The sequence below is a fragment of the Haladaptatus rarus genome (genome assembly GCF_054177585.1).
Window position 1 is genome coordinate 664,686 of the sequence record NZ_JBPEHG010000002.1, and the last position, 24,375, is coordinate 689,060.

Consider the following 24,375-nt stretch of genomic DNA (forward strand, 5'->3'; position numbering starts at 1 on the left):
TATAAACAGATATCCGTGTTTTATTCTGAAACCGCCGTAATCCTGCTGAATGTATCCTCTCTATGCAGCACGCCGCTTCTGACAGGAACTGGGAAGTCTCTGTACTCGTGCTGCATACACACCGCATCTCTCACGTTTGCCTTCAGCCATAGTGGTGCCCTCCGCACGCAGCATACTCGTTTGAGAAAAGCCACGGCGGAGAGAGCGAGCACGGAGCGAGGGGTCGGGGGAACATGCATAACGTTTGAATCCGTTTACTGTGGTATGAGTTCTGATGACAGAACAACCGTGGAAGACATGATGTCAACGCCACTAGAGACTATTGCAAAGGATGCGACGCTAATGGAAGCCACACAGCGGATGCGAGAGAAGGACATTAGTGCGTTGGTCGTTCCAAACACCCCCCGGGCGATCATCAGCAGTACGGACGTGATCGACGCCGTCGCCGACGGACGCGAGACCTCGGAATTACAGGTGGCCGACGTAATGACGACCGGCGTCGAGACCGCCACACCGGATCTCTATATGGAGGAGGTCGCCGCCATGATGACCACCTACGGTATCAAACACCTCCCGGTCGTCGACGATGAATACGTCGGGATGGTCTCTTCGACCGACGTCACTGCGCACCTCTCATAACTCTACTCCGCTATTCTTCGTGGGACTAGTCGGCAGACAGTGATCAGCGAAGCATCTGGATACATCCTTTCACTTCAGTATCCTATTCCTGACGCGTTTTTGACTATTTCAGCAGAGCCATCGTGATCGATATCCAGATCACAGGAGAACCGGGGATTCCGGGGGCTGTGCCGGGTATATCTTGGCGGATGAGGAACACCACCAGATAGGACAATTCAACCGAAAAGAGCCTTCGTCCAACCGAAAATACGCCCAAATAGTAGGAGTTCGTCTGCGGGAGTAACCATCTCCATTCAGCTTGGATTGGGTTCCCCCGATACGACATGAGTATCCCACCAGCGACCACGATCCCGTCGCTCCTTCTCGAACATGACCAGTGGGTCTGCTGGCGTGAACAAACACGCGGCGAAAAACCGACGAAGGTGCCTGTGAATCCATCGACTGGTCGATACGCATTGACGAACGATCCTGATACGTGGGCAAGTTTCGACGACGCCCGTTCGTATGCTACTGGCGGCTCAGTCGATGGCATTGGCTTCGTGTTCACAGAGGATGACCCTCTCGTCGGCATCGACCTCGACAGTGCACGTGACCCGGACACGCAATCGCCAACCGAATGGGCCGCAACGATCATCGAGCGATTGAATTCCTACACGGAAATCAGCCCGTCAGGAACGGGCTATCACGTCCTCGTCACAGGCTCGCTTCCACCGGGACGGAACCGGCGTGGGACCGTCGAACTGTATGAGACGGCACGTTTTTTCACTGTCACCGGCGACCACGTTGATGAAACACCCACGACCATCCACGAGCGCACCGAGGGGCTTACGTCGGTCTATCGAAACCACGTTGCAGACGAAGCCGATGGGGAGTCAAATACCACCGTCACAACCAACGCACAGGTTGACACAGAAATCACGTTGGAAGACGAGGAACTCCTCGAACGAGCGAAAGGAGCGACGAACGGTGAGAAGTTCGACCGACTCTGGCGCGGGGACACTTCAGGCTATGAGAGCCACTCGGAGGCGGACATGGCACTCTGCTGTCTGCTTGCATTCTGGACCGGTGGCGACACAGGGCGAATGGACTCCTTATTTCGGCAGTCTGGCCTCCTCCGTGAGAAATGGGACGACGTTCACTACGCTGACGGCTCGACCTACGGTGAAAAGACGCTCAAGCGGGCTTCGAACGTGACGACAGACTATTACACTCCGGGAGATCAGGAAGCCGCACAGGACGATTCAGCGACTGCTCAGCGCACGCGACAGCAGACAAAGCCCCCGTCAAAGCCAACTCACAGTGCCGAACAGCACAAACGAATGCGTGATGAAACCACATCGTTACTGGAGACCCGGCTTCGAGAACTCGAAGGTGAAAACGACCGTCTACGAGACGAGCTCAAAGAGGAGCGAATGAAACGCGAGACCCTTGAGCGAGCGGGGGAAACGATTAGTACCACAACCAGTATCTGGGAACGCCTCAAGCAACTCGTAACTCGGTGACACTGAAAATCGGTCAGTATCTGACGCGGTCACCGTACTTTTCCATAATCGAAACCGGGACACGAGAACTGGTTATGAGAGTTCTACGCTCTCATCAAAACCGCGAATTGGATTCATAATCGGCCTAAACGTCCGGTAATAACCTGTGAAGATGACTGGAAAGTGAACTAGGAACTACTGGAGACAGCCGTCGAAATCGACCAAGACGGCTGTAAACACCGATAAGAAGACTCCGCACGGGATGGACTGATGAGCCCCTGCGAGACGTGAGATGCAGATCAACCGGTCAAAATTTTCATAATTGGGTTCCGTCGCCTGGTTTTGGGCAACTAGGATGGTGATTCGGAGTACAGAAGCCGATCAGTAAAACCGAGCGACGCAACTGCAATCACCACGTTCGTACTGTTCTCTGATTTCAACCCAATCGCCATCTCGCCCAGTTTCTGTCCTAGTTCCCTCCCAGAATCGCCACAATACACCGCTTCCGGGCGTTTGAGCCGATTATGAACGCCCGACGAGTGCCTCTCGTCTCTGAATTCGACCGTTCGACACCAGAGTAAGCGCCGTCCCGATTATGAGTCTCGTCCCGCGTCGAACTGGTCGCGCAACCATTCGGCGGGATACATCGCGGTCATTCCAGGTGAATCGATACGGAACTGTTGGGGAGGCGTTGTCTTGCTATAGGTCTTCTCAACTCGCGGCTCACCTTCGAGCGGATCGTTCAACGCACCGAGAACAGCATGACCGTCCGACTGGGTCATAACCACCCAGATCGCTTCTTCGACCGTACAGTCGGCGATCTTATCGAAATCATCGAGCACTGCTCTCCTGACATCGTTATTGACCCGCTCGGCCTCGACAGCGACAACGATATTCTCGTCTGCATCGAGCCCCGCGATGTCGAGACGGCGCTGGTCGTCGATATCGTAGTACGGGATGACGTCAGTAACCGATGACTCCGGATTGTCCACATACTCGGCTTCGAGATACTGCCGCGCGACTTCCACCGCGAAAACGTGCTGGCTGGACTCTTCGAGATCACCCTGTCCGTGGCCATAATCCACACCTTGCCGGTAACTCTCACCGATCGCCGTCCGCCCATCGGGCGTCACCGTGAACAACCGATGGGGATGGTCAGTATCGTGGCGAAGCACGTCGGCATCGATGAGATCCTGTACAGCGTCGCTGTCGATACTGACATACTCTTGTAAGCGGAGCATCGAATCGAATAACAGATCGTATTCCAGCGGGTCGTAGCGCAGCTGTTGGGCGTTGTACACTGCCTGCAGAAACATAAGCTGGTGTCCCGACCACTCGGAATCAGCGCGCTCTTCGGGCGTGAGTTTGAGGTTCAAATCACAGATCGGCACGTCGTCGCGGTCAACAGCATCGAGCGACGAACAGCAGGCAATGACGCGCTTCATGCCCTCGATACTCGGATCATAGCGATTGTCACACCCCGTACAGCGGAGTGCATTGAGATTCGCATCGTATTCGACACACGAGGGCAGCCGCTTCGTATGCGCAAGAGCGGTCTCGACGCGTATTTGTGACGGCTCTGGTTCTTCTGCTGGTTCTGCCTCCTTCCCGTCAGACTCAACCGTCGTTGGCGATCCAATCGTGAGTCCTGCGTCACGGCGGGTTCGCTCGGACGCACGAAACATCGCCGATTGGAACAGTGCGGCATCGGTTTCCGAGAGTGGTGCATCTCCAGTTGGATCTCCGGGGGGCAGTGGTGCAGACCGAACGAGAAACGGCCGTGGTTCCGGGGTATCGAACGCTGCAGGTAGTTTCACGAACCATTGCCCACGTCGAAGCGCGCGCAGTCGATTGCCAACCTGTTCTGTGTCCATTGCGTCAGTCGAAAGCCGTTCGGCAAGCGGCCGGTCGATGGCGACATTACCCGTAATGAACGTCGAGGCGTTGTTCAACAATTCGTCGTACGCCCGTTCGTCGAGTGCTCGCAGTTGGGCGGGAAACTGCATCGCGAGCGTCACCGCACAGTCGAAACTTCGGGATTGTGCCAACAGGTCGTTCACGATGTCCGTCACCGCGAGGCTTGCAGCCTCCTCCAGATACAGGTTGACGAGTGGACGGTCGGTATCGGGAGTCCGACGGGTGCGACGGCGCAGTGCTGTCCAAAGATTTGAGAGGACGACCAGTGCGAGCACGCGCTGGGCCTCGGTACGGAGGTCACCAGTATCGAAGATGATGACGACGTTTTCGTCCAGATAGTCCGCGAGGTCAAACTGTGGGTCCTCCGCTTCGGGCACGTGATCGAACATCCGCGCCAATCGGCGGTCAACGGGAATCTTTTCGAGACGGTTTGCAACCCCTTGCATCACCTCGTCGAACGAGCGAGCACGGTTGGCGACAACGCCACCGAGCATCCGCTCTAAATCCGGATCAGAGACGGCGGGTGCGGACTTGCGTTCGTGCATGCGCCGCGCAGCCCCGTGCAACGACCGATGGGAAAAGGCATCACTTCCATGGACAGGGTCGAACATTGCCTTGACGAGATAGCGGATGATGTCGGGCGAGCGAACGGCCTGATAGAAGCGGTCGGGGCCCATGATTTGGGCCAGCATTTCGAGATAGTGGTCGACGCGATCCTCGACGGCGGTCGTCCGCGAGACGCCTGCAGCTATCTCATCCTCGATATTGAAAAACGAAAAGGCGGGGAGAACGCTCGAACAATCGAAGTAGAGGATGTCGTCGAGGTGGCCAAAGCGGGCGTAATGTGCTCGGAGGTAGTCGGTTGTCATCCCGTCGCCCTTCGGTTCGACGATAATCGTTGCACCGTCGGTTGTGCCGTGATTCTTGAGTAAGGCGTTAATGGCGAGTGTTGTCTTTCCAGAGCCCGTCTTCCCCAAAAGCACCGAATGAAGCGGTTGGAATTCAGCTGGGAGCGAGATCGGTTTCGCGTGTGGCGTCCCGTCCTGCGTGAGTGGATATCCCAGCAGGAATCCGTCTCCGTAGTAGGCATCGAGCTGGTCGATCGGTGGTCTGGGGACTGCGGTTCGCTCACTCGGCGTCAGTGCGAGTGCGCGCGACCCTGCCGCAGTCACGGCACTGCCATCGAGTGCACAAAAACTCCCCACCTCGGTCGGGTCAGCGACGATAACCGGACTCGTCGTCCCCCCACCGGGAAGACGGGTGCGAAGGCCCGTAGGGTCGTCGTGAAACGCGGCGGTGAGGAGGTCATCGAGCACGTCGGTCGCACTTGTCGAACCTCCTGTATCGGTCGCTGGATGCGTCTCTGCGGTGAGTCGATACTCCGCGCCGTCGATCGGTGTCAGCGTCGTCGCCAATGCTTCGACGGTCTGTGTCGCCTCGGACGGGTCGTCTTCGGCGACCGCGACCGCACGCACGTTTAGCTCGAAGGAGTGGCGAGTGTCGCGCTCGTCGATGCTGTCGAGACGACGCTGGGTGCCGTCTGATAGGGTATCTCCCGGCGTGGTCGTCGTGTCGCGTCGCGTCTCGGTAGGGACGAACCACGCTTCGACGAGTTTGCCGATGACTGAGGTCTCGCCTTTCTCGAGTTTCCGCTGCCAGACGCCCGCTTCGGTCGTCCAGTCGGGTTTCGGCCGGAGGAGGACCTGAAAGACGACGGGAACCGATGCGGTTGCAAGCGTCTCCGTGATCGCCGCGAGTGGCGGTCTGGCGTTGTCGTCATCGGCGAGGGCATCAAAAGGCGTGAGTGCTGTTTGCCAGTCATTGCGACGGTCACCCGTGCCAGCGAATTCGACGGCCGCGATGTGTGGCTCGTCGGTTGGAGGTGTGTCCGAATCGGTGTCTGTGGCGACGCCCAGCGCAGACGCGAGCGAGATGGTCTCGCGGTCGAGTTCGTATGAGTCGGGAAACAGGGTTCGGAGCGTGCCCTCGACCGCGTTCAGTGGGCTATAATCGTCCGCATCGGCGTCAGTGTTCATCGGCAGGTCGACGCTGTAATCGAGTGTGCCATCGGGCTGGGCGATGAGTAACCATTCGACAGTGTGTGGAACGGAGGCTGTCCGCGAGAGCAACTGACGTGTGATCGAACGGTCGTCGCTTTTGGTGATGCTGTGCAGACGGCGAAACTGGGACGTGAGCGCGTCGGGGGTGAGTGGGTCTGTCGTCGGCTGGATTCGGAGGACGGTGCGAGTGGCCAGGGGTGGTTCTGAGGGGGTGGCCATGTGCGTGACTACCACACGTGGGGACTATCGGTACATAGCTTCCTGTGTAATTCCGGTAGAAATTGTGGTGCGACAAGGGGTTTGGCGCAGGAATCGGGTCGCTCGGTATCCCTCACGTTCCGCACCTGCAGTCCGTTCGGCATCAGCGTGAGACCAATGCTGATGGCGAGACAGTTCGCCATCTCCGTCAGGTATCTTCGTTAGCTCGATGCCAGCGTGAACGAAAGCTTGCCGACCGAGGCAGGCGGCATGGTCACTTCGATATTTCCGTCCGCGTTCGGTTCGAGTTGGAGGTTCTCGAGGGTGAAGCCATCGAGTGACGACCAACTCGTCTGTCTGGCGAATGGATCGCCCCCTGCCCCGACTTGCAGTGTGGCAGGGACGGTGGGAATCTCTTGGGTGGAACCCGGCCAGCCCGCAACAACCAATTCGACGGTGAACGTTTCGGTCAGGCTTCCGTTCGTGACGTACACGATGACCTCGTCGTCCGACTGACCGGTGTGTCCGATGATTGCCGTCGCATCGACAAAGGGGACGTTTTCCATCCGTCGAATTCTGATCCCTGTCTTCGGCATCGTGAATGTGGGACTCGTAACGGCCACTGGCACGAGTTTCCAGTCGACGGTCTCACGTTCGAATGGTTCGGCATAGAAGCGAGCCGTGTAATCGCCCGGCGGCGCTGGACGGAAGTCGATCGGATACGGTCGCCAGAACAATGAGTTATCCCGCATGTGGCTCATCGTGACCGTCTCACCCTGACGCAACATCGTGTTAAACATCCCAGCCATAAACGTCGCATGTGCCATCGTCGGATAGCCCGCTCGTGGCCACCCAGGACTGACGACTGGTTGAAGATTCCATTCCCCCACGTCAATTCGAAGGTCGTGGATCCCTCGCTCGTCAGCGTCACTACGCAGCTCTTCGATGAGAACGTCGAACTGCTTGGGAAAGTTTACCAGTACTTCGTTGTAGCCGACCGGATCTGTTTCGTTCGTTTCGAGCCAGCGTTGACGGACGTTGGTATTGACGATCCCACGCGTATAGCGATGGATATCGACACCTTCGACTGCCCCGTTCGCGATATCGAACAGTCGTGTATTCCAAATCGGTGGGTCACCGATGTTACGGACGCCTGATCCGTCGTGGAAATCCGTGTACATCGGGTCGATTCCCACCGCGTCGATTTCGATACTGTCGTCCACGGCTTTCATCGCCGTATCGTAGTCCTGGAACTCTGCTGCATACTCGTCGATGACTTTGTTACCGATCTGGTACGTGCCGTAGACCTCGTTCCCGACTTGCCAGGCAGTGACGTTCCACGGCGTCGGATAGCCATGGTCTGCCCGCAATTGACCCAGTTCGGTCGACTGGTCACCATTGACATATTCGACCCACTCTGCCGCCTCCACGGGAGGAATCTGTGACCAGAACCCGACGTTGATGAGGGGTTTGATCCCCGCTATCTCACAGAACTCGAGGAACTCGTTCGTCCCGAAATAGTTGCGTTCGAGCCCGCCCCAGTTCACGTTCGGGACGATTGGCCGTTCCTGGAGTGGCCCGACACCGTCTCGCCAGTGGTACTGGCTCGCAAAGTTCCCACCCGGCCATCGGAGACTCGTCACGTTGAACTCCTTGAGGAGGTCGATCGTGGTCGGATTGAACTTGCCGTTGACCGCATCACCGGCCATCAGCATCACCCAATCGAGGTCAACGTCGCCATGGCCCGAGATAACGAACGAAAGGACGTACTCACCGAATGGTGACCCCTGGTACTGCTGGCCGCTTCTGTCACTGAGTTGAAGACCGACCTCGTGTCGTTCCCAGTCGTTCGACACGGGAACCGATGCATGTGCGAGGACGGTTCCATCCGGGGCCTCGAGGCACACCTCTGCGGCGACCGAGCCCTTCCCACGAACGGAGACCGAGACATCATATTCGAGTGTGCGGTGGTCTGGGAGCGCGGTTCGTTGCCGAACGCCGCCGTACCCACCGTCTTTTCCTTTCCCTTTGACGGACACACGCTGGAATCGCGGCGTCGTTATTCCAGCCGGAACCGGTCGCTTGTCGGCTGGGACACCGGCCCCGCTTTCGAGATCGGGTTCGGCTTCTCGTCCGTGTCTCCCACCGGATTGCTGACTGAACTCGATCGTCCCCGTCTCTTCGAACGGCTCCCATGGATAGGCGACACCGGCGAAGACAGGTGTGTCTCGATACAAGACAGCCGTCCGGTCGCCCGCCGTCGGCTCATTCCACACCTCGAACGAGCCGTTTGCGATGTGGTCGGCGTAGAAACCGGGGTAGACATCTCGTCCGTTGTGCTCGATGAACTTCCCGAAAATGCGATCATCGATCGGCCAGTCGTGGACGTTTGCAGGAGATGGATCAATACTGACCGTGGCGTCCGGCAACGTCGTTGCTGTTGCTGTTGCTGTTGGAATCCCAAGCGTGGCGAGCCCACCTGCCGTTCCGACCGCACCGATTCCTCGAAGATAATTTCTACGATACATGTCTGTATTAACTGCCATGATTTTTGATTATGGTTCTTGACCACCCAATATAATTGTCTATAGAAGAATAATACTATCGCTAAATAACTGTATAATTATCCGTTTGTAACAGAAATTGTTCTCTGATGCCTGAAAATGGCGTGCAGAAAACAACGATAGAAAACCGTAGCCGGCGCTTTCTCGGATCGGAGACTATCTCGGCCACTGTCGCACTGATTTCTGGCGACCTGTCATTGAAGTCCCACTCCCTGTGAGAGAATATGCTGTATGTGAGAACAACGCGGACAGACGAACATCCTCGGCCGTGGTTTACGCATACCAATCTTTTTATAGGTGTCTTATCAGTTATCAGTCATACAACCTGCAGATACATTCGCCGTCCAACGTAGCACCTCCAATCCACGACCACACTATCGATGTCCGAGAAATCACCGTCACTCGTCTCGCCCGAAGAACAGTCTCGCGACCGCCTCCGGCTCCTTCTCACTGTCTGCTGTGCCCTTGCGATCGTCATCGCGGCGACGGTCGTCCCTGCCGTCGAGACAGCAGGCCTCGGTAACTCGCCGATCGGCTCTGTCGTTCCCCAACCGAACGCCACTCCATATGGCCAGCAGGCGAGTGGTGGTGGGGGCGGTGGCGGTGGTGGTGGTAGCCTCAGCGGGAGCGGCCAACTCGGTGCATTAAACGCAGGAGATCGAACGTCGGTCGGCGGGTCACTTACCAGTGAAACCGGTTCATCCGCGTTTCGGTCACAAAACGCTGAGACACATTTCACCGTCCAAAGTTCGACCGCCTCGTACTGGCGGACTGGTGCATACGACACGTACACCGGCAGTGGCTGGGAACAGATTGGTGACCGAAAACCGTACGACGGGGAACTGAAACAGAACGGGATCCAGGGTCAGCGTGTCCAATATCAGATCACGCTCGATCGGCCTGCCACATCGCTCCCCAGTGTCTGGCAACCGACGAGCCTCTCCCAACTCGATTCTACCTCGGTGTCCGTCACCGACGAACGAGCGTTCGTCACCGATAGATCGATCCCACCTGGCACGACCTATACGGGCGTCAGCTACCTGCCACCCCGCGACCCGACCGTCCTGCGGACGGCGGGCCAGCAGTATCCAGAGCGAATCCACTCCGAGTATACGCAACTGCCAGCCGATATCGACCCGCGTGTCAGTCAGTTCACCCAGAATCTCACTCGTGACGCGTCCTCTCCGTACGAGACGGCCACACAAATCGAGTCGTGGCTTGAATCGAACAAAACCTATTCGTTGAACGTTAGTACGCCCCCAGACGACGACGTTGCGTCGCAGTTCATGTTCGACATGGACGCTGGGTACTGTGAGTACTTTGCGACCACGATGACCGTCATGCTTCGGTCACAAGACATTCCTGCTCGCTACGTCGTCGGCTACTCGACGGGTCAGCAAGTCGGGGAGAACACGTATCGCGTTCGCGGGATGAACGCTCACGCCTGGGTCGAAGTCTACTTCCCTGACGTGGGCTGGGTGCGATTCGATCCGACACCTGGCGCAGCCCGCCTCCAAGCCGAACAACAAGCCTTCGAACAGCAAGGCGAGAGCGGCACGTACTCGCCGACTGAACAGGGGAGTCCAGCGGAGCGCTTTACGCCCAATGGAGAAGTCCAATCGTCGTCACAGACAGACGGCCAATCGACCACCGGAACCGGCACCACTGGCGGACAGACGGGGGCAACCCAATCTCAGTCGGACATAGGAACACGCACCACGACCGGGATGACGAGCAGTGGAACGACCCAGTCACACACGAAACCACCGACCACCAGTTCGGGCACGGCACGAACGACAACCCCGACGACCACGACGACCGACTCGAACGCGTCACAAACCGAGCCAGGTGATTCGGATACGTCGCAGAACGAGACGAGTGACCCATCGACGCCGACGGCCACTATCGAACTCGACCGAACGCCTGTCCCCGGTGCGATGGTGACCGTGACGGTCACTCGTGGCGAGCACCCCCTGCCAGGCAAGATCGTCCGATTCAACGGGAAACGGGTGGGGACGACTGACGAGCATGGAGCGGTCACTGCGCGTGTCCCGTACGCGCGATCCCTTACGATCACCGTAAACGAGACCACTGCCTCATCGACGAACGCACGCGGTGGGCTCCCCCACCTGAGCGCGGCCCTCGTTTCAGCCGATTCGTCCGCACCGTCACCGTTCACGCAGGATACGCAGACGAACGAAACGGTCAATAGCTCACAGTCGTACTCGCTTGCGACGAACATCACGCTCACCGTCTCCGGCGATACCGTCACCGGAAACACGGTCGTGGTGACGGCGACGATCGAAGACGTACCCGTCAGCAACGCGCGTGTGCAACTCGACAACCGAACGGTCGGTCGGACTGACGCACATGGCCGCCTTCGTGTTCAGCTTCCAGACGCCCCTGGGAATGTTTCGTTGCTGGCGGGTCGTGGCCCAGCGTCAGGGCAGCGGACGATCACGCTCCCGACGCTCACAGTGATGCAAGGAGGAAGCCCACGGCTTTAGCCGTGGGAGGAATCCGACACGCCTCGAAACAAACCACGAGCGATAGCAGGCTGACTCCCCCACGCTACTCGTGGATTTATAAAACACTACTTCGTATGTGAGGTTACAGATGGAGGTCAAACGAACCATTCCGGTCAAACTCTCGGTTCCAGATGACCGACAGGACGACCTCCATCAGACCATCGAACAGTTCAACCACGCCTGCAACTACACCGTCCAGAACGGCAGGAACGACGACGGATACCTCATCCTCAATAAGTCCACGATACACGACCAAGTGTACCACGACTTGCGAGACGAGACAGACCTACCCGCGAACCTCTGTGTGCGGGCCTACTCGAAAGCCGTCGAAGCGATGAAATCAACGGTTGCTGACTGGAAGAAGGGCAACAACCGACCACTCCCGCGATTCAACGAGCCGTCCGCAGTGTACGACAAACGGACGTTGACCATCAAAGATAGGTCGGCCACTCTCTCCACCATCAACGGTCGGGTCGCCGTGGACTACGTTCTCGGTGACTTCCAGAAGTCCTACCTCGATGATGACGACTACGAGAAACGAATGGGGACGCTCCACTACCGCGAAGACGAGGAAGCGTTCTACCTCCACATCGTCATCAAGAAAGAGGTCGAAGAACGAGACGGTGACAAGGTACTGGGCATGGACTTGAACTTGAAGAACGTCGCCGTGACCAGCACGGGGTCGTTCTACGATGGTGGTGAACTGTTGTGGGGTCAGAACCACTACTTCCGCGTGCGTCGAAGCCTTCAGCACAAAGGCACTCGCTCCGCCAAGCAGGTACTCCGGCGACTGTCGGGGCGAGAAAACCGCTTCGTGCTGAATCGCCTGCACACAATTTCTCGACGTATCGTGGAGGACGCCGACGCCCACGACTGTTCGTACATCGCCGTCGAACGCTTGACCTACATCCGCGAGCGAATGGACAATCGGAACGACCAAGTGAAGCGCCAGATGCACAACTGGGCGTTCCGCGAACTGCAAGAAATGCTCGCGTACAAGGCCAGCGAGTACGGGATTCGCGTGGCACAGATACCGCCTGCGTTTACGAGTCAGACCTGCTCGACGTGCGGGCATCAGTCCAGCACGAATCGTGACTCGAAGACTGGCTGGTTCGAGTGCAACGAGTGTGGGTACTCGGTTGACGGCGATTACAACGCCTCGAAGAACATCGGTTTGAAATTGCTAACTTTACCAGAGGGCAAACGTCCCTCTGGGTTGGGCGACGGTCATCTCGCCCTCAAGTCTGGGATGCTGAACGGGAATGGCGATTACACCGCCTACGACAGTTCGTCGTCAGACCGGGAGTCCACGGACAAGCCCACGACTTCAGTCGAGGGTCGATGACTCGTATTCTGTCCACACGTTACCCATCCGTTCGTAGATCCACGGCACAACTTCTTGGGATAGCATCGCAGTAAGATCCGGGGGGTAGTTTCGGTTAACACCGTCCTCGTGTCGTGCATCGGGTGGCATGTGGAAATGATCTTGAGAATAGTCATCGCTCGCATGCCGATCCCATCGGCACAGCCACTGCTCGCCGTGATGGTCTTCGAGGTACGTGATATGGAAGTCGCCGTTTGTGTAGGATTGGACTTCGATATAGACGTCTGAAACGAGATCGCGTGGATAGTGCTGTTGTTCGAGTGAGACGACGATCGAATCCGGACGGTTTGACGGGAAGACAGAAATCGTCTCGACCCACGCTTCGGACCCAAGCAGGGATGCGAGCTCGCGTAGCAACTCACGACGAGGGGTTCGTTTTGTATCGCCGTCTTCCACGACTAGATGACTCCTTCATCAGTCGCATTCTCTTGGTTGGCACGACGAAGATCGCGGATTTCCCGTCTGATTGCCTCCCAATTGTTCACGTCCAACCAGACCTGTTCCGGATCCCCGTATTCACCGTACTCTAACGGGTCGATGGCATCCGGGTTCGAGACATCATACGTCTCTTTGTACGCTTCATTTTCGGCGAGCAGATTTCCAAGTCGCTCCTTGTACTCTTGTTCGCTCAGCTCCGATAATCGATTGAGACGTCGCCATTCGAAGTACGCTTCGTTCCGCTCGAATGTCGCTGGATTCTTCGTTACCTGCGTCAACACACCAATTTCGACAAGGCGCTTGAGATGCCGGCGTGCGGCATTCTTTGAACAATCGGCACGCTCAGCAACATCGGTCACTCGGGTTGGGTCGGTCAACTCGAGTGCGATTCGATACACCCGTTCATCGGCTGGCGCGTTCTCCAGCCGATCGGCCAGTCCTTCCGAAAAATCCGATTCGGGTGGGCCGTGGTCATCGTCTTCGGCAGTCATACGCACAAATACAAGTGAATACGCAATATAACTACTGACCACGCAGTAAAATGGCTGCCGTTCGGCCTCTCCCTCCACGATGCCTGGCCAGAATTCAGGGATTCGACCGATCTGACGAGTGGCCTGTTCACGAACGCTGACTGTTGCAGCAGGTGACCTCAGTCACGGAGTGAAAGAAGTCCGGTGGATTCTGTTGAACATCCGGGGATGCGAGTGCTTGAACTGATCTGTCTTCACCTGTGTGGGAAGTGGACGCTCCGAAAGTCCCCCGGGCGCCCGACGGCTCTGTCTCGCTGCGCTCCTCACTTCGTTGGGGTGCTTCCATCGGCTCGCTCGCCGTCCCCCTCGACCGGGCCGGTGTTCGCACCCTCCCGGAACGCCAGCGGGTTCGTCGGTCAGTTTTAGTACTATCTGAAATCCGTTGTGAGTGAAATACGGATTTATCTGCGCCACAAGCAATGAGGCGCGCAAAACATTGCCGTGCGTACCTGTGATACCAGATGACCCACCTCCATACCGACTGTTGTTTCGTGGTAGCTTGGTTTTTATATGCCACGACCACGTATCATCAGCCAATGAGAACCGTTGAGTCGGCTGCCCTCGATGACTCTCTCCCAATCGAGACGCTTCAGTCTGTGCTCGGAGAGCATTCAGTGCAGCTCGCGATCCTCTTCGGTTCACATGCGTCAGGAGCACCGCACACCGGGAGCGACATCGACATCGCGGTCGAACTCGAAACAACACAGCGCGACGACCCGGCGTACAATGAGACGTTTTTCAGCGTGAGTGCCGATCTGAGTGAAGCACTCGGTACTGACGATGTGGATTTAGTCGACATTCACACCCTCTCACCGGATATTGCAACGGTCGTCTTCGACCAGGGTGTGCTACTCGTCGGCGACCAGTCACACGCCAATGAGCTTCGCCGCCAGCTGACGAATTCGAGTTCAGAAACACAATCCCCGCGTGATCGCTTCGATATTGCACTTGCAAAGATCGACGAGCATCTCGGCGGTTCCGCTGTGACAGCGCCCGATAGGTCGAGTACTGAGCGATGACGACCGACGAATTTCCAGCGGATCGACTCAACCGCATTCTAACCGCAGTCGAAACCATCGAGGAAAGCCTCGGCGTCCTCGCTCGTAAACAACGGGTAAGTCGGGAGGAGTACAAGACGGACTCGGATACCCGTGATATCGTCGAGCGGCGGTTCGTGAAGATGACTGAGGCATCGATTGACATCGGTGAAGAACTCGTCAAACACGAGCGGGGACAACCGCCAGCGAGTAATCCGGAGTCGATGCGAGCGCTTGGCGAGATTAGCATCCTTTCTTCATCGACGGCCGAGCAGATGGCACAAGGTGCCCGATTTCGGAATGTGCTCTCGCATACGTATGGCCACATCATCGATCACGACGTGGTCTACAATACGTTGCAAGATCTCGAACGGTATCGCACGTTTGTCATCGAGATTCGCGATCATCTGGATTCGATTGGTGCACTCGGCGAGTGAGAGGGTATAACAGTGCACCGTCCAGTGCTGTGAGCGTTATTTTGCCTCGAATGCCCCCAGCTGATCGACACCCACGCCTCGCTGCATGCTTCTCCTGCATCGCTCCAAGTGCTTCAGGCGAGAGCGAAGCTATCGCTTTCCGTCGTCCCTCACGAGACCATCGTTGAGGTATGCTATGTCGACGGCCCCCTTTCAGTCCCATCCTGTGGACTGTGAAGACTGCGACAGGCATCTGTTTGGCTGGTGGTTGCTGACGGGACGCCCGCTCGCCGTCCATTTCGGCCGGCCCGTCGTTCGCACCCTCCCGGAACGCCAGCGGGTTAGTCAGTCGGTTCCTGCGCGCCGCGGGTGCTCGGAACTCCCCTCACTCCGTTCGGCGACAGACTAACTCCGCTGGCCACTCGACCCGGCCGGGACGGCGCGCGTGCTTGGTTGTGTAATATTCTAAGACGACGGATACGTCTCGATTCGGTGACAATGTTAATAAACCACCTTACATCACTCACTGATTCCTATCAGAATACCTCCCAGTCATGTTGTTGTTCGAATGTGTGGCCGACGTGGAGAACGGTATCATCGTCGAATCGCTCACCGACGAACATAAGACCAACAGGGAGGCCATCGGACTTTCCACAGGGAACAGAGAGCGCCGGATGGCCCGTAACATCGAACGGTGCCGTGTTAGAGAGCATGTTAAGCGCACGGTCGATAACCTCGAGCCGACTCAAGTCGTCGTCCTGTTGGTGGGCGGTTTGTGGGGTGGTTGGCATCGCCAATACGTCAACGTCGGCGAGTGCATCGTCATATTCGTGGGCCAACGCGTGGCTGAGATTTTGCGCTTTCGCATAGTAGTGACTACGGTACTCATCAGCGAGATATTGACCCAGTACGAGCGTCAACTTGAGCGTCGTGAGGTAGTCATCGGCCTGCACTCGGCGTGCCTTGCCGAAGGCGTCCATGAATTGCGTATCATAGTATCCATCGCCAAAGTGTCCGACGCCCTCGCCGTTGACGGTGGCCGTCGTCTCCTCAATAACGATACCGTTCCAAATCGCCAAGCCGTCATTGTGCATCGGGATCGAGACGTCAGTCACTTCGACACCGGCATCGGCGAAGTGATCCAGCGCGTCGCGAACCGTCTCGTCCACTCCTGGCTCGCTCTGTTCATGGCCGAACCCTTCTTCGACGATACCAATCGTCAGGTCTTCGGGGTCGTTCGAGAGTGCTTCAGTGTATTCGTCAGTTGGGACATTCCCTTGCCGCGGATCCAGTGAATCGTCGCCAGCGATTACATCGAGGACACGAGCACAGTCTTCGACAGTGGTGGCCATCGGTCCAACATGATCGAATGAGCGACCAAGGCCTGCGATGCCCGTATAGGGAACGAGGCCGTGCGTCGGTTTGTGGCCGACGCCGCCGCTCCACGCTGCTGGGATACGGATTGAACCACCCTGATCACCGCCAATGGCCACATCCACGTCGCCGTTAACGACTGCTGCTATCGATCCGCTTGAAGAGCCACCAGCGATATACTCTGAGTTACGAGGATTCAACACGGGCCCCGTCGCCGACAATTCACCGCTCCCAGAGAACGCCATGTCCTCCATGTTCATTTTTCCCGTGATGGTGCCGCCGGCATCAAGGAGGCGTGTGACGATTGTGGCATCCCTCGAAGGAACATAGCCAGCAAAGAGCTTCGAACCGCACGTCATCTCGATACCAGCAACTGCGACATTGTCCTTCACCCCGATTTCGTAATCGAAGAGTGGCCCTGAATCGGCGCCGCGGACCTCGCATTTCGTCACAAACGCATTTAATGGGTCTTCCTCGTCACTTGGCTGATATCCTGGTTCACGGTTGGTGTACTTTAGATTCGGGCGGGGCTCAACGAGTTCGTCGAGGCGTTCGTAGGCTTTGAGCGTCTCGGGAATCGCTGTGCGGAAGTCTTCGACTTCCTCGTCAGTGAGATCGATGTGGTGTTTGGCTGCTTTTTCGCGGATTTCCTCGGGTGTCGGTGGCTGAATGTTCGGTGGAACGTCTGACATACGTTCTCTAAGGTGTTCTACGAAACCATCAATCATGTTGGTCGTTACCAGTGATCTACCATTCCTGGTGTTCGTGAATGGCCCGCTCCGCTCGCCGCTGCCGCCCGACGCGTCGCTCGCGACCGACCAGTCCGGGCGTGCGGCCTCCGGCCGTTCCGGGCATCTGGTTTCGACGCCAGCACCAAGCGCGCGTTCGGTTGCGTCTCCCGGTGGTCGACGGACACGAAACCGGCTTGTGTGCTGGACGCTCGCGTTGGGCGGATCGACGCGCAGTGCTGGTCGTCCTTCAAAAACGCGCGCTCGCTTCGCGCCCAAGAGGCGCTCGCGAAGGCGCAAGCGAGCGCGCGCAGGAGCCGGATGAGTCGGTAGAGAGATGTGACTCATGTAGAGGTGAGTGTTGGAAAAGACGCGGTAGAGGACGCGCCTTCGGAATCTGGTGGATTCCAATGAGTAGTAAACGCACTCTCGGACAAGTAGTTTCGGTCGATGAACAGGCACTCGAACAGGAAGACGAGGAGCGATTCGAGGTCGCCGAAGAAGAACTTGAGCTACGGCCGTCGGTCGAGCAGACGATCCAGGCGAGGGTCGATACGAATCATCCCGATGGAGTTGGACAAGGACTGACGTTGGCGGCAGAAGAGCGGTTGGTGGCGCGAGAGATGGAGATTGAACGAACGCGAGTGCGGTGGGATCGGTCACAGGAGTCGAATCGGGAAGCACAGTGTCAGACGGTGGTAGCACAGGGGAGCAAGAAGCGGCGTCGTGCGTTCCATGAGCGCGCTGCAAGTGTGGATGCGTGGTGTGACCCGGAGCGTCGAGATCCGCGTGAGGAGTTGACGCAGGAGCAGTTGGCGGCGGTGAACAAGCAGGCAATGCGGTTGGAAATGAAGCTCGATGGATGGTCGCGAGCGGCGATCAGTCGGCGGTTGGCCGAGCGAGTCGCGGATGGTGCGGGGATGATGAGTGCGGTCGTCGGGGTGTGCGAGGAGTTACGGACGGCACCCGGACAGGTGATTCCGATTGCGGACGTGCAGGATGTCAATCGAAAGGAGGTGAGCATTCAGGGAACGATTACTCAGTTGTGGGAGCCAAGCCATCCGAGTATCGCGTGGGTCGGGATACTTGAAGACGATACGGGAACGATCAAGGTGACAACGTGGAAGCGAAGCTACCAGCCTTGCGTCCGTGAAGGCGACCGAATCGAAGTGCGCCACGCAGCACGAAGCTTCTACCAGGGGCGGCCAAGTATCGCAGCGACAGGGTGGACTGAAATAACCTTCAAGAACGGCGAGTGGGGTTGGGAGACCTAATCGCCACTAATTCCTCTCTTTTTGCGTCCGCTATTTTTCGCGCGCTCCAGGGAGTGGAGCGCGAACGCAATGGATGACCAAACTCCACAATCTCTCACGACCGAAGAGACAGACGCAACTGAACGAAAAGACGGTGTAGACCTGTTACCGGGACACTCGACACGAATTCCGACGAGTCGGCTACTGTCCGAATTGCAACATCTTGCCGATGAAAAGGGGCGTGCGCCGACAGTGCGTGAGATGAACGAAGAAGGTACGTATTCGGCAAAGACATTCTGCAACCGATTCGGCTCGTGGACGAACTCTCTTGGAGAACTAGAGTTAGAGCCAAGTAGTGCTGGGAGTGAAATACAGATCTGCAAGCAGGATATCAAAGAAAGTATTCGTGAGTTGGCCGATCGACTTGGACACGTTCCAACAGTAGTAGAGATGAAGTCGCACGGGTCGTACTCGCCGAAAACGGCTCAAGCAAGATATGGTTCGTGAAATAATGCCATCCGTGCGGCAGGTTTCGACCCGAATCACGAGCCACACATCTCGGACGAGCGGCTTCTTGATGAGATTCACCGCCTCGCAGAGAAACTCGGACATTCACCGTCAACCAATGATTTGAAACGTGATGGAAAGTTCACTCACCGACCGTACTTTCGTCGTTTCGATGACTGGGAGTCTGCTCTTCACGCTGCGGGCTATGAACCACGCGGGTGGCCGTCTGGATCGGACAGTCCGAGATGGAATGGTGGTGGCACGTCTAACTATTATGGCTCAAACTGGGGCACTCAGCGTTACCGCACGCTCCAACGGGATAACTTCAGATGCCAAATGCCTGGGTGCGAGATGACACGAGAAGAACACTACGGACAGTACGAGAATGACCCACATATCCACCATATCGTTCCAATAAGCGCATCCATGGCGTCGGATGACCCAGACTACAAAGCGATGAATCATGTCGATAATTTAGTGACGCTCTGTGTCATCCATCATCGGTTCTGGGAGCAACTATCGCCACTTCGCCCCGATATTCGGGAGTAGATTCCAGTTCTTGGCTAGATACCTTTAAACATTGTATAATTGTTGGAAGAGAAGTTTTAAACGAAGATAGGCAATGAACCTCGGAATACAGTACCGACAAGGCCCCGTGAAATCCTCACCAATGGCCCTATTGCTGCGATACTAGCGAAGAAAGAGTCAATTTAGAGTCATACAAGTGAGGCTGATCGAAGATACGATGCAGTGCCTAGGGCTCAAGAAGGAGAGACGATCGAGTTCTGGAGTGTAGCCAAGAACTGGTACAATGGGCGTTTCTCGGTGGCGGTAATCGGCAGAAGGATCGAGTATTTCCCTGAGCGGGGTCGGTGGGGAGAGTAGCCGGTCGTCGCAGCGTTCTTTTTTGCTCCGTGTCGAACCGACCCAAACCCTTCTGCCCCACCCTCCATTCCGTGCTCGCTACGCTGCGCGCGCAGCCACGACCTCGCTTACAGAAATCGAGGAGAAAGCCCACGACTTTAGTCGTGGGAGAAGTCACGTTGGAAAGGCAGTTTTTGAATCACAGCTCTGTCCAGAAGCCGAATCTCGATGCCGTGTTCAAAGGACTCAGTCAGTATCTCATGGTGTTGAGAATTCCGCCTTCTCGACCGGGTAAATTGCTGATATTCGTCCGATGAGGCTATATTCGTCTGGTACCAATATTCATCACGGAGGTATTCTATGTCGATGGGAAGGTTCGATGCAGAGGAGTACGAACGTCGTGAAAAGAAGATTAGCTCCGTCGGTATTGACTCGGATGACCGGCGAACGATTTTCGAAGGTCATGTCGAGTACACTGACGACTCGATCGACGCGCTCCTCTCCCGATACAAAGAACTAAAAGACGATAATTAGCACACTGTTTCGCTGCTGTCTCGGACTCGTGCACCGCCTCGATGCAAAGCACGGAGGCATTCGACCTACTCCGTCTGTGGAACCAAGTCTGACGCATTCGGTGAGAACTGACTATTTGTGTGGATAGCCAACATATCTATGCCAACAGCTCAACTGAGAACGCTCACCCAAACCTAAAGGCCGAGGATACCGAGGATTCACGTAGCAATTGCCACCGCCCCAGCAACCACATCCATGTCATTCATACACCCCTAACGATGGGAGCAAACGACAACCCTGGAACGCCGCTCAGCCCTTCCGCACAGGATGCCCTCGACCGGCTTACGCCGATCATCGAGGACAGTGACGAGTCCCTCTCCCGGAAGGAAGCACTATCTCACCTTCGGCAATTCGATTTCGATGCAGAACACGCTCACACCACCCTTGACGAACTCTTAGACAAGGGCTACCTCTACGAAGTGGGGGAGACGCTACGACTCCCATAGCGGTCGAACCCGTGTGACATCCTCCCCGTCGTAAACGACGGGGCTTCCCGTACCGCAGTTGGGATATTTGCCGGTCTACGACACAACGAGTTCTCGCGGGGCGAAAATCCCACTCTCTGAATCGAACAAGTGTGTCGATGGCTGTGCCACACAGCCGTTACTCCTATCCTCACCGTGAGGACTCGGAGTTATCTTCTGCCGCATATTCTCCGCTCCGTTGCAATCCGCGTTGGCTACCAACTCACACGACGAGCAGACGTACAACCCACGGTGCTTCCGATTCGACTTTGTGTCGTCACCACACGCCGAACATGTCTTCGAGGTGTTCCACTCGTTCTCTTTCAGTACCTCGACGCCACGTATCTCGCCTTTGTACTCGAGGTACTGGTAGATGCGGTCGAACGCCCACGTATGCAACTTCTTGTTGCCGGTCTTGCCCCAGTCCGAGTCGCGGACGTTCTCGGGCCAACTTACCGCGAGCGTTCCAACACCACGTTCGACACACTCCGTAATTATGGCGTCTGTGAGGACGTGGTAGAAGTGGGTTTCACGGCCAGCGAGTTTCCAACGTGCCCACATCGACTTCTCAGACGGGCCGTTCTCGCCCTGAGTGCCGTACTCTGCACGTTTGAAGTAGTGCTTGTCTTGTTTGAGCGAGTTGCCGGGGTACAGAACGTACTCGTTGGGGAACGCGACCGTGGCAATGTTTGTGATGCCAAGGTCGATTCCAGCAACACCGTCGCCTGCTGAATCGGCGGTTTCGAGACTGACCTTGCAGACGAAGTGCAGTTCCCATTCATCACCTTTCCAGACCGCCCGAACGTTCTGCACTGAGTTGACTTCCGAGAGGTCAACATCGGGACGAGTCTGGTACTCGCAGAGCAAGAAGTCAGACCAATACTCCTTGAGGTTTGACCCCTTGCTAAGTCGGACGCGATTGTGTTCGGGGTCGTGTTTGAACCCATCTTCTTTGAACGTGACCGTGCTTCGCGGTCGGGTGTCGCCGTGTTTACGGTAGCCGGGCGGATTTGCCGTGTCGTCTTTCTGTCGCAGGTCGAACCATGACTGGAAAGCGTCGGAAAGTTCTTCGATGACTTTCTGACTGGATTGTGCGTTCAAGTCTTTCCAGCACGACTGGTTCTTCATATACGATTTCAGCACACCCTCGTCGGGGATTTCACCGATGGCGTCCCAAACGCGGTCTGCTGTCCATCGTGCGACGTTCCAGATTTTCGAGGCGGAATCACCGAGCGAATCGAGGCCATCGCAGACCTGTCGGTGATTCTGGATGGAACCAACGTAAGTCCGAGTGACCTCAATCGCCATACATAGCCTATCTAGATAAATCAACTTAATAGTGTGGATTGACGTTGAATATCCGGCCTGCCATCGGCTGTGGACTGTGAAGGAGTTGTCGGATTCACTCCCGCCGTAAACGGCGGGATTCTCTCCTCGAAGAAAGATAGAAAAAGAAACGATCCTCACAGAACTTCGGCACCGTAGTCTGAATGGAGGCGGCACTATTGTCCTGGAACGGAGGCCACCAATCTCGCGAATCGTATTAGAGGAAACGTCGTAGCTACAGTTCTCGGGAGCAGATGGATATGAGGTCCGATTGGAAACGGTACCCTTTGAGTTTCAGCGCGGTGCTGATCAGATGTTAGTTGTGGAGTGACGGATACAATTGGGATGAAACGCAGCCAGTGCCCCAGCGGCTCGAGGAGTTGCATGAACAGGGTGAATTAGAACGTGGGAAATTGAGTTCACGGGTTGTCATCTGGTGGATTCCGGAGGAATAGTCGGTCAATGAAAAATCGTTGCTTTTGGCCAGAGCGACAGGAATGAAGTCTTGATTCTGTCTAGCTCTACAGACAAATGACGGGCCCTCCATAGTGCCGAGTGGGGCTCTGCTTGGATCTCAGAGAAATATACACTCTAACGAAGGTAACTGTGGATTAATTTTGTTGTCCGACACGGTACCCGTGGGGACTAGTGTCGAACCTCAGACGTTGAACGCCCAGAGCTGACTGGTCGTCTTTACCCCTTTCGAGACGGTGATCGCCCCACCCTGATTTCCTGAAGTGTACTGTGTCGTGAACACGATGGTGTCACGGGCGGGAATCGGACCGCGGCCACGGTTCCCCTTCCTCGAAATCTGCCATGTCGTCTTTCCATCTACCGCATTCAGGGAGTACATCGTGATGTTCTCTTCGTCAGAGCGGAGGAGATTCACGGCACCGTCGGTAACCGTCGGCATTGTTCCCTGAGCCCTATCTCCCTTCAACACTGTCTTCCATCGAGCATCGCCAGAGTCCAACTCCCGTGCGACTACGTTTCTAAAGTGATCTGCGAGAAACACGCCGCTTTCGCCTACTGCCGGGCGGATACTGGCCTTCGGTACATTGGGCGCTTGCCAGCGTTTGGTTCCATCTAGTTCGCTCACCAGAACGTCGTCTCCCGCTTGAATTATCTCGTTCTCGGTCACGATAACCGAAAAGAAGGTGTTTTTGCTCGGTTTTCGCCACTTCACCTTGCCGGTAGTAGTTTCGAGCGCGGTCAGATCCCCGTTCACTGTCGTGTACACGGTATCGTCGAGAATCGATGGAACGCCCAGATGAAGTGTCCGACCGTTGGGCGTGAACGTCCACCGCTTGCTTCCGTCGTGTTCGAAGCATGAGAGGCCTTCAAATCCAGCACCGTAAATAGCGTCGTCCGTAACGACCGGGGGGTCGTTGATGAATGTCTTGAACGCCGACGTTCTCCAGAGCGTCTCCCGTGTGTCTGCATCGATCGCGACGAATTTCTCGTCGATGTTGAGATACAGTACCCCATCGTGATAGATAGGACGAAGATCCGAGAGTGGCGCGTGAAAGACGAACGACGTGTCTAGTGATGTGACCCATTCTCGTTTTCCAGTGTTCAAGTTGTACGCTTCCAGCGTGGCTTCTGGTCCGCTATCGGTTGGTTTCCCCCGAGTTATATACACGCGGTCGTTCACGACGGTCGGGGTTGTCAACGGTCCTTCCGTCTCAGTTTTCCATCGAAGGTCCGAGTAGGTTGCAGGAACCGTCGGATTATATCCGCTGTGACCCGCGTTTTGACCGAGTTGCGGCCACGAACCCTCGACAGCTGGCCGGGAGTCCGTCTTCGTCATCGACTGTGTTGGTTTCGTCGACTCCCTTGACGTGGTGAGACAACCGCTGAAGAGGGCACTTCCAGTCAGCGCGAGGACGGCACGGCGGGGGACGGTCTGACGAACCATGCTCAACATTATTGTTTGTTTGCTAAATGCCTTGTGTGAGTAAATTATGATTTATAAGGCACTGTCTAGATAAGGACGAGCAGGTCGAAGAGCTAGTGATTCATGCTACTCTCGAACCTGCTCAAAAAGAGTTTAGAGACGGCTACGCTTGAATGTTGGGAGCGTGAGCGGACGGA

18 protein-coding genes and 1 pseudogene are annotated in these 24,375 nt (G+C 56.4%); 12 read left to right on the forward strand and 7 right to left on the reverse strand.

The genetic code is table 11. The features are described from left to right. The first annotated feature begins 264 nt into the window (after positions 1-264). Together ACR3FE_RS08760 and ACR3FE_RS08765 are read left to right on the forward strand one after the other, a co-directional pair. Entirely contained in the window at positions 265-639 is a 375-nt protein-coding gene (locus ACR3FE_RS08760) for a CBS domain-containing protein (RefSeq protein WP_458206699.1), read from the forward strand. Positions 640-962: 323 nt separating this feature from the next. Beyond that, positions 963-2,141, forward strand: a complete 1,179-nt coding sequence (locus ACR3FE_RS08765) for a phage NrS-1 polymerase family protein (protein ID WP_458206700.1) — start codon at positions 963-965, stop codon at positions 2,139-2,141. Positions 2,142-2,713: 572 nt separating this feature from the next. On the opposite strand, the gene ACR3FE_RS08770 is transcribed toward ACR3FE_RS08765, so the two are convergent. Together ACR3FE_RS08770 and ACR3FE_RS08775 are read right to left on the reverse strand one after the other, a co-directional pair. Then, positions 2,714-6,316, reverse strand: coding sequence for a type IV secretory system conjugative DNA transfer family protein (locus tag ACR3FE_RS08770; RefSeq protein ID WP_458206701.1), 3,603 nt, complete (start codon positions 6,314-6,316; stop codon positions 2,714-2,716). A gap of 200 nt (positions 6,317-6,516) precedes the next feature. Further along, entirely contained in the window at positions 6,517-8,841 is a 2,325-nt protein-coding gene (locus ACR3FE_RS08775; protein ID WP_458206702.1) for a hypothetical protein, read from the reverse strand. Positions 8,842-9,239: 398 nt separating this feature from the next. Between ACR3FE_RS08775 and ACR3FE_RS08780 the strand changes: the two genes are divergently transcribed. Next, positions 9,240-11,366, forward strand: a complete 2,127-nt coding sequence (locus tag ACR3FE_RS08780) for a transglutaminase TgpA family protein (RefSeq protein ID WP_458206703.1) — start codon at positions 9,240-9,242, stop codon at positions 11,364-11,366. Between the two features lie 109 nt (positions 11,367-11,475). Continuing rightward, the gene (locus ACR3FE_RS08785) at positions 11,476-12,732 is read left to right on the forward strand and encodes an RNA-guided endonuclease InsQ/TnpB family protein (protein ID WP_458206704.1); all 1,257 of its coding nucleotides are present in this window, start codon (positions 11,476-11,478) and stop codon (positions 12,730-12,732) included. On the opposite strand, the gene ACR3FE_RS08790 is transcribed toward ACR3FE_RS08785, so the two are convergent. After that, positions 12,715-13,167, reverse strand: coding sequence for a toxin-antitoxin system TumE family protein (locus ACR3FE_RS08790; protein ID WP_458206705.1), 453 nt, complete (start codon positions 13,165-13,167; stop codon positions 12,715-12,717). The genes ACR3FE_RS08785 and ACR3FE_RS08790 overlap by 18 nt on opposite strands. Positions 13,168-13,169: 2 nt before the next feature. Beyond that, positions 13,170-13,700, reverse strand: coding sequence for a DUF7342 family protein (locus ACR3FE_RS08795; RefSeq protein WP_458206706.1), 531 nt, complete (start codon positions 13,698-13,700; stop codon positions 13,170-13,172). A gap of 575 nt (positions 13,701-14,275) precedes the next feature. Between ACR3FE_RS08795 and mntA the strand changes: the two genes are divergently transcribed. Continuing rightward, positions 14,276-14,758: a type VII toxin-antitoxin system MntA family adenylyltransferase antitoxin gene (gene mntA / locus ACR3FE_RS08800; RefSeq protein ID WP_458206707.1), complete on the forward strand. Its 483-nt coding sequence runs from the start codon at positions 14,276-14,278 to the stop codon at positions 14,756-14,758. Next, entirely contained in the window at positions 14,755-15,213 is a 459-nt protein-coding gene (gene hepT / locus ACR3FE_RS08805) for a type VII toxin-antitoxin system HepT family RNase toxin (protein WP_458206708.1), read from the forward strand. Before mntA ends, hepT begins: the two co-directional genes overlap by 4 nt. 515 nt (positions 15,214-15,728) lie before the next feature. Here the strand turns inward: hepT and ACR3FE_RS08810 are convergent. Beyond that, on the reverse strand, positions 15,729-17,258 hold the full coding sequence (locus ACR3FE_RS08810; protein ID WP_458206709.1) for an amidase: 1,530 nt from the start codon (positions 17,256-17,258) through the stop codon (positions 15,729-15,731). A gap of 446 nt (positions 17,259-17,704) precedes the next feature. Here ACR3FE_RS08810 and ACR3FE_RS08815 point away from each other — a divergent pair, with 446 nt between their 5' ends. The 5 genes from ACR3FE_RS08815 to ACR3FE_RS08835 all read left to right on the forward strand — a co-directional run bounded on the left by ACR3FE_RS08815 (position 17,705) and on the right by ACR3FE_RS08835 (position 20,937). Further along, positions 17,705-18,568 carry a DNA-binding protein gene (locus ACR3FE_RS08815; RefSeq protein ID WP_458206710.1) on the forward strand — a complete coding sequence of 288 codons (864 nt, stop codon included), beginning with the start codon at positions 17,705-17,707 and terminating at the stop codon, positions 18,566-18,568. 69 nt (positions 18,569-18,637) lie between these two features. After that, positions 18,638-19,054 (forward strand): homing endonuclease associated repeat-containing protein, encoded by a 417-nt coding sequence (locus tag ACR3FE_RS08820; RefSeq protein WP_458206711.1) that lies wholly within the window; start codon positions 18,638-18,640, stop codon positions 19,052-19,054. A 48-nt stretch (positions 19,055-19,102) separates the two neighbouring features. After that, a complete protein-coding gene (locus ACR3FE_RS08825; RefSeq protein WP_458206745.1) occupies positions 19,103-19,603 on the forward strand; it encodes a homing endonuclease associated repeat-containing protein in 501 nt (166 codons plus the stop codon). A 675-nt stretch (positions 19,604-20,278) separates the two neighbouring features. Continuing rightward, positions 20,279-20,452 (forward strand): DUF5786 family protein, encoded by a 174-nt coding sequence (locus tag ACR3FE_RS08830; protein ID WP_458206712.1) that lies wholly within the window; start codon positions 20,279-20,281, stop codon positions 20,450-20,452. A 257-nt stretch (positions 20,453-20,709) separates the two neighbouring features. Then, positions 20,710-20,937, forward strand: coding sequence for a hypothetical protein (locus ACR3FE_RS08835; protein WP_458206713.1), 228 nt, complete (start codon positions 20,710-20,712; stop codon positions 20,935-20,937). A gap of 75 nt (positions 20,938-21,012) precedes the next feature. Here ACR3FE_RS08835 and ACR3FE_RS08840 read toward each other — a convergent pair whose 3' ends face one another. Both ACR3FE_RS08840 and ACR3FE_RS08845 read right to left on the reverse strand, forming a co-directional pair. Next, the gene (locus ACR3FE_RS08840; RefSeq protein ID WP_458206714.1) at positions 21,013-22,263 is read right to left on the reverse strand and encodes an RNA-guided endonuclease InsQ/TnpB family protein; all 1,251 of its coding nucleotides are present in this window, start codon (positions 22,261-22,263) and stop codon (positions 21,013-21,015) included. A gap of 676 nt (positions 22,264-22,939) precedes the next feature. Continuing rightward, positions 22,940-24,199: an outer membrane protein assembly factor BamB family protein gene (locus tag ACR3FE_RS08845; protein WP_458206715.1), complete on the reverse strand. Its 1,260-nt coding sequence runs from the start codon at positions 24,197-24,199 to the stop codon at positions 22,940-22,942. Positions 24,200-24,301: 102 nt separating this feature from the next. Between ACR3FE_RS08845 and ACR3FE_RS08850 the strand changes: the two are divergent. After that, a pseudogene (locus tag ACR3FE_RS08850) lies at positions 24,302-24,375 on the forward strand (IS6 family transposase); the annotation flags it as partial.

What these genes read in the sequence shown, in the direction of transcription:
- ACR3FE_RS08785 (WP_458206704.1), top strand. Translation starts at nt 11,476, where the DNA reads ATGGAGGTCAAACGAACCATTCCGGTCAAACTCTCGGTTCCAGATGAC.
- ACR3FE_RS08845 (WP_458206715.1), bottom strand. Translation starts at nt 24,199, where the DNA reads ATGGTTCGTCAGACCGTCCCCCGCCGTGCCGTCCTCGCGCTGACTGGA.
- ACR3FE_RS08830 (WP_458206712.1), top strand. Translation starts at nt 20,279, where the DNA reads ATGTCGATGGGAAGGTTCGATGCAGAGGAGTACGAACGTCGTGAAAAG.
- ACR3FE_RS08810 (WP_458206709.1), bottom strand. Translation starts at nt 17,258, where the DNA reads ATGTCAGACGTTCCACCGAACATTCAGCCACCGACACCCGAGGAAATC.
- ACR3FE_RS08840 (WP_458206714.1), bottom strand. Translation starts at nt 22,263, where the DNA reads ATGGCGATTGAGGTCACTCGGACTTACGTTGGTTCCATCCAGAATCAC.
- ACR3FE_RS08760 (WP_458206699.1), top strand. Translation starts at nt 265, where the DNA reads ATGAGTTCTGATGACAGAACAACCGTGGAAGACATGATGTCAACGCCA.
- ACR3FE_RS08795 (WP_458206706.1), bottom strand. Translation starts at nt 13,700, where the DNA reads ATGACTGCCGAAGACGATGACCACGGCCCACCCGAATCGGATTTTTCG.
- ACR3FE_RS08770 (WP_458206701.1), bottom strand. Translation starts at nt 6,316, where the DNA reads ATGGCCACCCCCTCAGAACCACCCCTGGCCACTCGCACCGTCCTCCGA.
- hepT (WP_458206708.1), top strand. Translation starts at nt 14,755, where the DNA reads ATGACGACCGACGAATTTCCAGCGGATCGACTCAACCGCATTCTAACC.
- ACR3FE_RS08835 (WP_458206713.1), top strand. Translation starts at nt 20,710, where the DNA reads ATGGGAGCAAACGACAACCCTGGAACGCCGCTCAGCCCTTCCGCACAG.
- ACR3FE_RS08780 (WP_458206703.1), top strand. Translation starts at nt 9,240, where the DNA reads ATGTCCGAGAAATCACCGTCACTCGTCTCGCCCGAAGAACAGTCTCGC.
- ACR3FE_RS08775 (WP_458206702.1), bottom strand. Translation starts at nt 8,841, where the DNA reads ATGGCAGTTAATACAGACATGTATCGTAGAAATTATCTTCGAGGAATC.
- ACR3FE_RS08820 (WP_458206711.1), top strand. Translation starts at nt 18,638, where the DNA reads ATGGATGACCAAACTCCACAATCTCTCACGACCGAAGAGACAGACGCA.
- mntA (WP_458206707.1), top strand. Translation starts at nt 14,276, where the DNA reads ATGAGAACCGTTGAGTCGGCTGCCCTCGATGACTCTCTCCCAATCGAG.
- ACR3FE_RS08765 (WP_458206700.1), top strand. Translation starts at nt 963, where the DNA reads ATGAGTATCCCACCAGCGACCACGATCCCGTCGCTCCTTCTCGAACAT.
- ACR3FE_RS08815 (WP_458206710.1), top strand. Translation starts at nt 17,705, where the DNA reads ATGAGTAGTAAACGCACTCTCGGACAAGTAGTTTCGGTCGATGAACAG.